Consider the following 10,433-nt stretch of genomic DNA (forward strand, 5'->3'; position numbering starts at 1 on the left):
AGTGTGAGACTCTTGATACTTTCGCTATCTGATCCGAGGATCAGCTCGCTTCCATCAAGCGCCCACACTTATCGGCTGTTAATTTTTAAAGAGCAATCTGCGAGGAACTTCGTGTTTCTCAGCAGCGCTGCGTTTTCAGCAGCAGAGAAGCGAGATTATGAACCGTGTTTCGCAGCTCGTCAACAACTTTTTACACTACATCGTTGCGACTGCGGGGTTCAACTTCCAGGCCAGCTGCGCGCCCAAGACTGCAGCACACCACCAGCTTCGCTTCCCTCTCCCGCGCTGCGTTTCCGTTAGCGCGAAAGAGGCGTGATTCTAAGCACCCTCTTCGAACTGCGCAAGGGGTTTCTCAAAAAATATAAGACCCCGCACGCTGTCGCGTGCGGGGTCTTATATAGGAGCAACTCAACCGGTCAGCCAGCGCGCGCCTGGCGCGCGACGATCTCCATATAGTGATCGAGATCAGGCGTCACCTTGCCCTCTTCCTTTGCCGTATCGTCCCAGCGGCGCAGACGCAGCGCATCCTCCGCGAACGGGCGCTGCAGGAACGCCGCCGTCTCCTCCTCACTGAAGATGCCGCCCTGCAGCGCGAGACTGCGCACCGAGTCCGGCGACAGGCTCTCGAAGTAGCCGGTATCCGTGCGGCACAGGCAGCGCTTTGCGTCGACGTGCAGCCGGATCGGCTCCAGCACCGCGTCGGAAAACAGCGGACGCAGGAACGGCAGCACGTAATACTGGTGCAGATCGTCGATCCCGCGCGCACTCGGCGTCTCGCCCTGGCGATTCAGCAGATGCCCGAGATCGTGCAGGAACGCCGCCGCGACCAGCGCTTCATCAGCCCCCGCCTCTTCCGCCAGCAATCCGCTCTGCAATGCATGCTCGAGCTGCGTGACCGGTTCACCGCTATAGGCCACATGGCCATGCTCGCGATACAGCCCGTGGATATCTTCCACCGTCAATGCCATTCATTCACTCCCAAGGCAGCGAAAACGTCTTCAGGTTCGTGAAGCTCTTCATCGCCTCCTGAACGCCTTCCTTGTATCCGAGCCCCGAGTCCTTGATCCCGCCGAACGGCGACAGCTCGATCCTGTATCCGGGCACTTCCCATACATTCACCGTGCCGACGTTCAGCTCGTTCACGAACCGCACCACCGCCGCCGTGCTGTCCGTACAGACGCCCGACGACAGCCCGAACGCCGTCCCGTTGCTGATCCGGATCGCGTCGTCGATCGTGTCGAACGCAATCACCGGCGATACCGGGCCGAAGGTCTCCTCGCGCACGATCGTCATCGACGGATCGACGTTGTCGAGCACGGTCGGCGCATACAGCGCGCCGCGCCGCACGTTGCCCGTCAACAACCGCGCGCCCTGCGCGACCGCCTCCCCGACCCGCGCCTCGAACAGCCGCGCCGCGTCCTCGTCGATCACCGTGCCCATTTCGTTCGCGGGATCGAACGGATCGCCGTACTTCCATGCGCGCGTCTTCTCGACGAGCAATTCGGTGAAGGCGGGCGCGATCGAGCGCTGCACCAGCATCCGCTTGACGGCCGTGCAGCGCTGGCCCGAATTCCGGTACGACCCGAGCACCGCCAGCGACGCCGCGCGTTCGAGATCGGCATCGTCGAGGACGATCAACGGATCGTTGCCACCCAGTTCCAGCACGATGCGGCGGTAGCCGGCCCGCGCGGCAATCGCCTTGCCGATCGCCACGCCGCCCGTGAAGGTGATCAGCGACGCATGCGGGTGCGTGACGAGCTCGTCCGCGATCTCGCGCGGATCGCCGGTCAGCACCTGCAGCATCGGCTCCGGCAGACCGGCTTCAACCAGCAGGTCGGCCAGATAGAGCGCCGACAGCGGCACCTTTTCCGACGGCTTCACGATCACGCGGTTGTTGGTCGCGATCGCCGGCGCGATCTTGTGCGCCACCTGGTTCATCGGATGATTGAACGGCGTGATCGCAACGATCACGCCATCGAGCGGCTGCCGCTGCGAAAACACGCGGCGGGCCTTGCCATGAGGCGTCAGGTCACACGAGAAACTCTGCGCATCGTCGCGCAGCGCCTCGACCGCCGCGAACTTCAACACGTCGGCCACACGGCCGATCTCGTAGCGGGAGTCCTGCTTCGACAGCCCCGACTCGAGCGTGATCAGGTCGGACGCTTCCTCGGTACGCTCGCGCAACAGCGCAGCCGCGCGTTCGAGGATCTCCGAACGCTCGTAACGCGTGAGCGTCGGCCGGTACGCCATCGCGTAGTCGAATGCCGCGCGCACGTCGTCGACGCTCGCGAGCGGCACCGTACCGACGCGCGTGCCCGTGTAAGGGTCCATGACGTCGAGCGTGCGTTCGCGCGTCGCGCGCGTGCCGCACCAGCGCAGCGCCTCCGCGCGAAACGCCGGGTGATCGTGTCGGGGGTGAGCCATCATGTCGCGACCCGGTTCAGCACGAAATCGAACACGTCGAAATTGCGCGGGCGACGCGCAGGATCGACCGGCTCGATACGGCGATTGAACAGCAGCGGTACTTCCTGCTCCGACACGCCGCCATGCGAACGCAGCGGCACCGTGAGGCCCGACAGATCGTGTTCGCGCTCGCGCGTGCCGAGCGTCATGTCGCGGCGGCCGATCACGACGAGATCGCCGATCCGGTCGGCCGGCAGCTCGAAACGTGCCGCGGCTTCCGCGCTGTCGAGCACGAGCTCGACGCCGTCGAGGCCGCCGACGCGCCACATCGCCTCGGCCCGGTCGACACCCGGCGCCAGATAGACCGTGGCAAACGAGCCGAGCGCGCCGTGGTGCACGACGTACGGATCCGTGATCGGCAGGATCACGCGCGCAGCCTGCGCGCCGTACCACCCGTCGAAGGCATCCTGCAGATAGATGACGTTCGGCCGGCCCGTCGCGGGATCGTGCTTCGCGTTCATCCCGTGGTCGGCCGTCAGCCCGATCGCCCAGCCGAGCGCGTCGAGCTGCGCGAGATAACCGTCCATCATCGCGTAGAACGCGTTCGCGCCGGCACTGCCCGGCGCGCACTTGTGCTGCACGTAATCGGTGGTCGACAGGTACATCAGGTCGACCTGGCGCGTCTGCGCAAGCCGCACGCCGGCCGCGAACACGAATTCGGACAGCGCCGCACTGTAGACGTCCGGCGACGGCAGGCCGACCCAGTCGAGCACGTCGACGATTCCGTTTTCGGCGAGATTCGCCTGCGCGGCCTTCTCGGCCGAAAAGCAGATGCCGTTCATCTGCCAGCCGAGCAGCCGGCGCAGCTTGTCCTTCGCCGTCACGACGGCCACCCGCGCACCGGCGTCGGACGCCGCCGCGAGCAACGTGCCGGCCCGCAGGTAGGCCGGGTCGTTCATCATGACTTCGGCGCCACGCCCGCCGTCGGCGGCCGGATCCCAGAAATAGTTGCCGCAGATGCCGTGGACCGACGGCGGCACGCCGCAGACGATCGACAGGTTGTTCGGGTTGGTGAAGGTCGGCACGACGCAATCGGCGCGCCAGGCCGTGCCTTCCGCGATCATCCAGCCGATGAACGGCGCGACACCCGCTTCCACCGCCCGTTCGAGATAGTCGTACTCGCAGCCGTCGACGCAGACGACGACGGTCGGCTCGACCGGCAGCCGGTAGTGCCGGCCGTTGACGTCGACCGAGCGACCCGCAAGCGCCGTCGGGATACCGGCCGCCGACGCGTCGCCAGGTTGGCGCAATGCGAACGCGGCGTTCATGATGCCACCCGCTTGCCGCGCGGCACGCGCGCGGCGATCAGCAGCAGCGCCGCGAGCGACGCGCCCAGCATCAGCAGCGACAGCGCCGACGCCGGCAGGTAATACCCCCGCTCCACCTGGCCGATCACGACGATCGGCACGGTCGCGAAGCCGGGCGGATAAACCGTCAGCGTCGCACCAAGCTCGCCGAGCGACAGCGCGAAGCCGAGTGCGAGGCTCGCGCGCAGCGCCGGCACCAGCTGCGGCAGCAGCACGCGGCGCAGCACCATCGCGGGCGGCGCGCCGAGGCTCGCCGCCGCTTCGCGCAGCACGGTCAGCTCCGGACGCAGCGCCGCGGCCGCGCAGCGATAACAGAACGGCAAGATCAGCGCGAGCTGCACGAGCACGACGATCGCCGCCGAGCTCGACAGGTCGACCGGTTTCTGGTGATACGCGATCAGCACCGCGAGCCCGAGCACGACGCTCGGCACGCCGTTCGGCACCATCACGAGGGCATCGACCACCGCACCGAGGCCGCGCCGGTCGCGCCCTTCGAGCGCCAGCGCGAGCCACAGCCCGAGGACCGTGCCGACCGCCGACACGCCGAAGCCGATTTCGAGGCTCGTCAGCAGCGCGTCGTATTCCGGCGACCCGAGCCGCTCGAACCAGCGCAGGCTGTAACCGGCCGGCAAGATCGTGCCCGACCACTGCGTCGACACGCTCGACAGCGCGACGACGATGACCGGCAACACGAACAGCCAGAAGCACGCGAACGCGGCCAGCGCGAGCGCCGCGCGCGATGCATGCTTGAGCACCGTGTCGCCCCAGCCGATCTGGTGGCGCGGCACGCCCTGCCCGATACGGAATTCAGCGGACATCGTTCCCTCCCGTCGCGCGCCGGTTCACCCGGCGATAAACCGCATACAGCGCCAGCGACAGCGCGAGCATCACCACCGCGCCGGCCGATGCGGTCGGCAGGTCGAGGTCGACGGTCGCGCTGCTGTAGATCGCGACCGGCAGCGTGACGAGCCGCGCGCTGCCGAGCACGAGCAGAATCCCGAATTCGTTCAGCGTCAGCAGGAAACACAGCACGGTGCCGGCGGCGATGCCCGGCCACGCGATCGGCAGCACGACGCGGCGGGCGAGCATCCAGCCGGACGCGCCAAGGCTGCGCGCGGCTTCGATCAGCCGCAAATCGAGCGTCGCGAACGATGCGAGCGTCGGCCGCACGACGAACGGCGTATAGAACACGGTCTGCGCGAGAATCACGCCGCCGATGCCGAACAGGAAATCGAGCGGCGCATTTTCGAGATGAAACAGGTGCTGCAGCGCGATGCTGATCGAGCCCTGCGAGCCGTACAGGAAGATCAGCGTGAACGCGACGAGGAACGACGGAAACGCGACGTACAGCTCCAGGAAGCGCGTGACGAGCGACGCGCCCGGAAACGGCTTGAAGAACAGCAGCGCGGCCAGCAGCACACCGAGCACCGACGCGGTGCCGGCGCTCGCGAATAGCACGCCGAGCGTGGTCAGCAGCACGTTGCGGGTGTCGGGGTTGCCGAAGAACGTCCGGTACGCGGCGAAACTCAGCCCGTGGTCGCCCGACACGCTCAGCAGCACGAGCCGCACCAGCGGGTAGACGACGAGCGGGCCCAGCACGACGATCGCGAGCACGGCCAGGTGCAGGTCGCCCATGCGCTTGCGGCGCCGCGCGGCGGCGGCGTGCGCGGCGGCCGACGCGAGCACGTGCGGCGGCAGGCCGGCTTCAGGGCTCGATAAGGACGACATCGTCTGCCTCGCAATGCAGGGAAACGCGCGCACCGCGCTCGGGAGCCGCGCCGCGGCCGCGTTGCATCGTGACGCGCACGGGCTCGTCGGGCGCCGCATCGATCGTGACCGCGATCGACAGGTCCGCGCCCTGCCATTCGACGGACGACACCGTGCCGTGCAGCCCGCCCGCGGCGGGCGGCATCACGGTCAGGCGCTCGGGGCGCACGCACGCCACCTTGCCACGCACTTCATGGCGCGGATCGCCGAGCGGGAAGATCACGTGCGGCGGCAGCAGGTTCGCCGGGCCGAGATAACGCGCGACGTAGCCGTCCCGCGGCGCGTCGTACAGCTGCTGCGGCGTGCCGAGCTGCGCGATGTGGCCGTCGCGCATCAGCAGCGCGCGGTCGGACAGCACGAGCGCGTCGTCGCGGTCATGGGTCACGCAGACGACGGTCAGGTTCGGCAGGCGCTCGTGCAGCGCCTTCAGTTCGCTGCGCACCGACGCGCGCAGGTTGGCGTCGAGCGCCGACAGCGGCTCGTCGAGCAGCAGCACGTCCGGCTCGATCACGAGCGCGCGCGCCAGCGCGACGCGCTGCTGCATTCCGCCCGACAACTGCGCGGGCAGGTGATGGCCCGCATCGCCGAGCTGCACGAGCTTCAGCGCATCGGCGACACGGCGCGTCACTTCCGACGACGCCATGCCGCGCGCGCGCAGCCCGAAGGCGACGTTCTCGAACACCGACAGGTGCGGGAACAGCGCGTAATTCTGGAACAGCAGACCGAGATTGCGCTTGTGCGGCGGCGCGTAGGTCAGGTCGCGTCCGGCAACGGTCAGCGTGCCGGTCAGGCCGTCGGCCTTCACGAACCCGGCGATGAAGCGCAGCAGCGTGGTCTTGCCGCAGCCGCTCTTGCCGAGCACGGTCAGAAATTCACCGGCACCGATCGACAGCGACAGATCTTCCAGCACCGTGCGTGCGCCGTAGCGCACGCTCAGGTGTTCGATCTGCACGCCGCCCGGCGCGCCGGACCGCAGCGTTGCTCGCGGTTCGGCGGCGCCGAATGCGCCGGGATGGGTCAGGGTGGTGTCCACCGGGTTCATCCTCTTGCTCACGAATACAGGCGGCGTGCGCCGATCACTTCGGCTTGACGACGTCGAGCTGCTTGCCCGAGCTGCCGATCACGTCCTTCTTCCAGCGCTCGATCCACACCGGCTTCTTCGCCATCACCTGGGTCCAGTCGACCGGGATCAGCTTCACGCCCGCGATCGCCTTCTTGACCGCTTCGCCGTTCTTGCCGGCCAGCGGCACGTCCGTGCGGCCCGGGATGCCGTACATGTCCGGCACCTTCGACTGCACTTCCGTCGACATCAGGTAGTCGATCAGCTTCTTGCCGGCGTCCTGGTTCGGGCCGCTCTTGATCAGGCCGATGCCGTACGGGAGCTGGAACGTGGTCGGCTGGTCGCCGTCCTTCGCGGCCAGGAAGATCGGCTTGACGGACAGCGCGCCGTGTTCGGCATCGTCGAGGTCCATCTGCAGGTCGCCGTTCGCGACGCTGATCTCGTTACGCGAAAGCAGCACGTTCAGGTAGCCCGTGCCCTTCGTGTGGAACTTCACGCTCTGCGACAGCTTCGCGAGGTAGTCGAACGCCTTGTCCTCGCCCATCAGCGACGTCGTCAGGATCAGCACGGCCATCCCGTCGCCGGCCGTGGCCGGGTTCGAGTACGCGACCTTGCCCGCATAGGCCGGCGACAGCAGGTCGGCGAACGTCTTCGGCTGGTTCTTCACGACGTCCGGGTTGATCGCGAACGAGAAGTAGTTGTTCACGAACGTCGCCCACGTGCCGTCTTCCGCCTTCGCGATCGCCGGCACGTTCTTGTAGTTCACGCTCTGGTACGCCTGCAGCAGGCCCATCTGCCCGGCTTGCTGAATGAAAGGCGGCAGCGTGACGATCACGTCGGCCTTCGGGGAATTCTTCTCGATGTTCGCGCGGTTGACGACTTCGCCGCTGCCCGCCGTCACGATGTTGACCTTGACGCCTTCCTTCTTCTCGAACGCCGGCAGCACATCGCGATAGAGGTTCTCGAGACCGTCCGCCGTGTACAGCACGACCGCGCTCGCCGCATGCACGGGCAACGCGGCGCCCAGCAGACCGGCGACGGTGGCGGCCAGTGCAAGCTTGCGGAACGCGCCGGCAGCGGCGCGCGAGGAATTCTGCAGTGTCATCTCACTTCTCCGTAGGCGGAACACCAAATGGCCGGGGCACGATCCGGCTCTCCTGTTATCTCCGGGCAGGCCGATCAACGGCCTGCCTCGCCGCCGCGCCGAGGTCGGGTTTCTCGCGGCAAGCGAAGGATCACAGCGTTCGATGACAAACCCGTGACGAATGCCACAATTTCCAAAAAATGACACATTTTGCCAATATCATGCAAGTCATTCAGAAATGCCGCCCGGCGTTTCTTTCGACCTTTGCAAGGAAAAACCATGTCCGATCCGATTCTTCTTACGCCCGGCCCGCTCACCACCTCCGCCACAACCCGCCACGCAATGCAACATGACTGGGGCTCGTGGGATGCCGCTTTCAATCAACTGACGGCCAGCGTCTGCGCAGACCTCGTCGCCATTGCGCGTGGCGGCGACGAGTACGTGTGCGTACCGATGCAGGGCAGCGGCACGTTCTCGGTCGAAGCCGCGCTCGGTACGCTGGTGCCGCGCGACGGCGTCGTGCTGGTGCCCGACAACGGCGCGTATTGCGCGCGCATCCTGAAGATCCTGGGCCGGCTCGGTATCGAAGCGATCGCTTTGCCGTTCGGCGAGGATGCGGCCGTCGATCCGGCCGCGATCGAAGCCGCGTTCGCGCGCGAGCCGCGCATCACGCACGTCGCGCAGGTGCATCTGGAGACAAGCGCCGGCATCCTGAACCCGCTCGACGACATCGCCGCCGTGTGCCGACGCCACGGCAAGCGGCTGATCGTCGACGCGATGAGCTCGTTCGGCGCGCTGCCGATCGCGCTGGCGGGCAGCGGCATCGATGCGCTGATCTCGGCAAGCGGCAAATGTCTCGAAGGCGTGCCGGGGATGGGGTTCGCGATCGTGCGGCGCGATGCGCTCGAGGCCGGCGAAGGCAATTCGCCGTCGCTCGCGCTCGATCTCCACGATCAGTACGCATACCTGCGCAAGACGGGCCAGTGGCGCTTCACGCCGCCGACGCACGTGATCGCCGCGCTGCGCGCCGCACTCGACCAGTATCTCGCCGAAGGCGGCCAGCCGGCGCGCGGTGCGCGCTACGCGGACAACTGCCGGACGCTGGTCGAATCGATGCGCGCGCTCGGCTTCGCGCCGTTTCTCGATGCGAACGTGCAGGCGCCGGTGATCGTCACGTTCCACGCGCCCGACCACCCGGCCTACGATTTCCGCCGCTTCTACGACGCCGTGCGCGATGCCGGCTTCATCCTGTATCCGGGCAAGCTCACGCAGCTCGAGACGTTCCGCGTCGGCTGCATCGGTGCGATCGATGCCAACGATATCCGGCGCGCGGTCGCGGCGATCGCGCAGGCGGTCGAATCGCTCGGTATCGCGGTGCAGCACGCATAAGGGTGCACGCAACGCGTCGCGCCAACAAAATCTATGGTCAGCCCGATTTTTGCAAGCGAGGCAGTGTTGACCTAAAGTGGACTTGCTCGAATCTATCCGGGGTCGCGGATGGGAAAGATCCCGCCCCATGATGGGAGCCGCGCCGGACAAACCTCAAAAAGCCCTCAGCATTGAGGTGCTGGTTTTTGTGTCAGGTTACTTGCCCGGCCGTTGAGTCGTTTATGCCTTCACGTATCTCGCGTCGCAAAACCAGAGGTGACTACTGAAACGGAAGCTGTAAGCGATGGGAAGCGTCAGGCCGGCAGAGCCGTCGGTACGCTTCGATAGCGCGTCCCTTTGGCGAGGATGGCCCAGGCGATCCTCGCCAGTTTATTGGCCAGGGCACAGGCCACCACATTCGAGTGTCGTCGCGCCAGCAAGTTACGAATCCAGACGCCCAATGCATCCGTGCGGTGCTCGATGCGCTGCATGATGGCCCGCGCACATTGCACCAGCAGCCGTCGCAGTTCCTTGTCGCCGCGCTTGCTGATGCCCAGTAGCGTTGGCTTGCCGCCGGTGCTGTACTGCCGTGGCACCAGGCCGACCGAAGCTGCAAACTGCCTTGCCGAACCATATTGATGGGCGTCGCCCAACTCCGACATCAACACGCTGGCGGTCATCGGGCCAATACCGGGAATCTCGAGCAGCCGTTCGCTGCGTTCGTCCTCGTGTAGCTGGGTGAGCAGTTCGCGCTCAAGCTGGCGGATCTGCTCGTCCAGATACTTGAAGTGCGCCTGCAAGCGTTCAAGCACGGCCACCAGCCTCGGCGGCAACGATTCCGCCTCCAGCACGGTGGGGAGTCGCCGGATCACCGCCATGCCGCGCGGCAGGCTGATGCCGAACTCCAACAAAAACGCGTGAATCTGGTTGATCGTGCCGGTACGCTCCCGCACCAGCCTCTCGCGCACGCGGTGCAAGGCCGAAACGATCTGCTGGGCTTCGTTGTGTGGACTCACGAAACGCATACTCGGGCGTGAAGCCGCTTCGCAGATCGCCTGGGCGTCCGCGAAGTCGTTCTTGTTGCCTTGCCGGAACGGTTTGACGAATTGAGGGGAAATCAGCTTGGCCTCGTGGCCCAGCGCTTGAAGTTGACGGGCGATCCAGTGCGCACCGGCGCAAGCCTCCATGACCACCGTACAACTCGGAAAATTGCCCAAGAGCGTGAACATCTGGCTGCGCGTGAGCTTCTTGCGCAACACCTGCTTGCCTGACACATCCTGCGCATGCAGATGGAAGCAATGCTTGCCCAGATCGATCCCGACTAGCGATACCGTGTTCATGATGGCCCCCTGAAAGGACAAAATCCTCACTCAGCGTAGTCCAC

Annotated in this window: 9 protein-coding genes; 1 reads left to right on the plus strand and 8 read right to left on the minus strand. The window is 66.2% G+C overall.

Features of this window, described 5'->3' with window-relative positions; translation table 11 throughout:
• Positions 1–416: 416 nt before the first annotated feature.
• The 7 genes from FOZ70_RS36870 to phnS are packed head-to-tail and all read right to left on the minus strand — an operon-like array spanning position 417 to position 7,702.
• Positions 417–968 carry a phosphonate degradation HD-domain oxygenase gene (locus tag FOZ70_RS36870; protein ID WP_059487355.1) on the minus strand — a complete coding sequence of 184 codons (552 nt, stop codon included), beginning with the start codon at positions 966–968 and terminating at the stop codon, positions 417–419.
• A gap of 4 nt (positions 969–972) precedes the next feature.
• On the minus strand, positions 973–2,427 hold the full coding sequence (gene phnY / locus FOZ70_RS36875) for a phosphonoacetaldehyde dehydrogenase (RefSeq protein WP_021159320.1): 1,455 nt from the start codon (positions 2,425–2,427) through the stop codon (positions 973–975).
• Complete coding sequence (gene phnA, locus FOZ70_RS36880) at positions 2,424–3,731, minus strand: phosphonoacetate hydrolase (RefSeq protein WP_219707859.1); 1,308 nt, start codon at positions 3,729–3,731, stop codon at positions 2,424–2,426. Before phnA ends, phnY begins: the two co-directional genes overlap by 4 nt.
• Positions 3,728–4,588 (minus strand): 2-aminoethylphosphonate ABC transport system, membrane component PhnV, encoded by an 861-nt coding sequence (phnV, locus tag FOZ70_RS36885; RefSeq protein WP_021159318.1) that lies wholly within the window; start codon positions 4,586–4,588, stop codon positions 3,728–3,730. Before phnV ends, phnA begins: the two co-directional genes overlap by 4 nt.
• Positions 4,578–5,498 carry a 2-aminoethylphosphonate ABC transporter permease subunit gene (locus tag FOZ70_RS36890; RefSeq protein ID WP_048020822.1) on the minus strand — a complete coding sequence of 307 codons (921 nt, stop codon included), beginning with the start codon at positions 5,496–5,498 and terminating at the stop codon, positions 4,578–4,580. The genes phnV and FOZ70_RS36890 overlap by 11 nt, the downstream gene beginning before the upstream one ends.
• On the minus strand, positions 5,476–6,579 hold the full coding sequence (gene phnT, locus FOZ70_RS36895) for a 2-aminoethylphosphonate ABC transport system ATP-binding subunit PhnT (protein WP_048020819.1): 1,104 nt from the start codon (positions 6,577–6,579) through the stop codon (positions 5,476–5,478). Before phnT ends, FOZ70_RS36890 begins: the two co-directional genes overlap by 23 nt.
• Positions 6,580–6,613: 34 nt before the next feature.
• Positions 6,614–7,702 (minus strand): 2-aminoethylphosphonate ABC transporter substrate-binding protein, encoded by a 1,089-nt coding sequence (gene phnS / locus FOZ70_RS36900; protein ID WP_048020817.1) that lies wholly within the window; start codon positions 7,700–7,702, stop codon positions 6,614–6,616.
• Between the two features lie 258 nt (positions 7,703–7,960).
• Here phnS and FOZ70_RS36905 point away from each other — a divergent pair, with 258 nt between their 5' ends.
• Complete coding sequence (locus FOZ70_RS36905; RefSeq protein WP_060127651.1) at positions 7,961–9,070, plus strand: 2-aminoethylphosphonate--pyruvate transaminase; 1,110 nt, start codon at positions 7,961–7,963, stop codon at positions 9,068–9,070.
• Between the two features lie 293 nt (positions 9,071–9,363).
• Here FOZ70_RS36905 and FOZ70_RS36910 read toward each other — a convergent pair whose 3' ends face one another.
• Complete coding sequence (locus FOZ70_RS36910; RefSeq protein WP_059676944.1) at positions 9,364–10,389, minus strand: IS110 family transposase; 1,026 nt, start codon at positions 10,387–10,389, stop codon at positions 9,364–9,366.
• Between the last annotated feature and the right edge of the window lie 44 nt (positions 10,390–10,433).

The organism is Burkholderia sp. COPS (assembly GCF_019425585.1).
Lineage (GTDB): Bacteria > Pseudomonadota > Gammaproteobacteria > Burkholderiales > Burkholderiaceae > Burkholderia > Burkholderia cepacia.

Bases quoted from the DNA above. Each gene is read 5' to 3' on its own strand.
- FOZ70_RS36870 (WP_059487355.1), bottom strand. From the start codon at position 968: ATGGCATTGACGGTGGAAGATATCCACGGGCTGTATCGCGAGCATGGC.
- phnY (WP_021159320.1), bottom strand. From the start codon at position 2,427: ATGATGGCTCACCCCCGACACGATCACCCGGCGTTTCGCGCGGAGGCG.
- phnA (WP_219707859.1), bottom strand. From the start codon at position 3,731: ATGAACGCCGCGTTCGCATTGCGCCAACCTGGCGACGCGTCGGCGGCC.
- phnV (WP_021159318.1), bottom strand. From the start codon at position 4,588: ATGTCCGCTGAATTCCGTATCGGGCAGGGCGTGCCGCGCCACCAGATC.
- FOZ70_RS36890 (WP_048020822.1), bottom strand. From the start codon at position 5,498: ATGTCGTCCTTATCGAGCCCTGAAGCCGGCCTGCCGCCGCACGTGCTC.
- phnT (WP_048020819.1), bottom strand. From the start codon at position 6,579: ATGAACCCGGTGGACACCACCCTGACCCATCCCGGCGCATTCGGCGCC.
- phnS (WP_048020817.1), bottom strand. From the start codon at position 7,702: ATGACACTGCAGAATTCCTCGCGCGCCGCTGCCGGCGCGTTCCGCAAG.
- FOZ70_RS36905 (WP_060127651.1), top strand. From the start codon at position 7,961: ATGTCCGATCCGATTCTTCTTACGCCCGGCCCGCTCACCACCTCCGCC.
- FOZ70_RS36910 (WP_059676944.1), bottom strand. From the start codon at position 10,389: ATGAACACGGTATCGCTAGTCGGGATCGATCTGGGCAAGCATTGCTTC.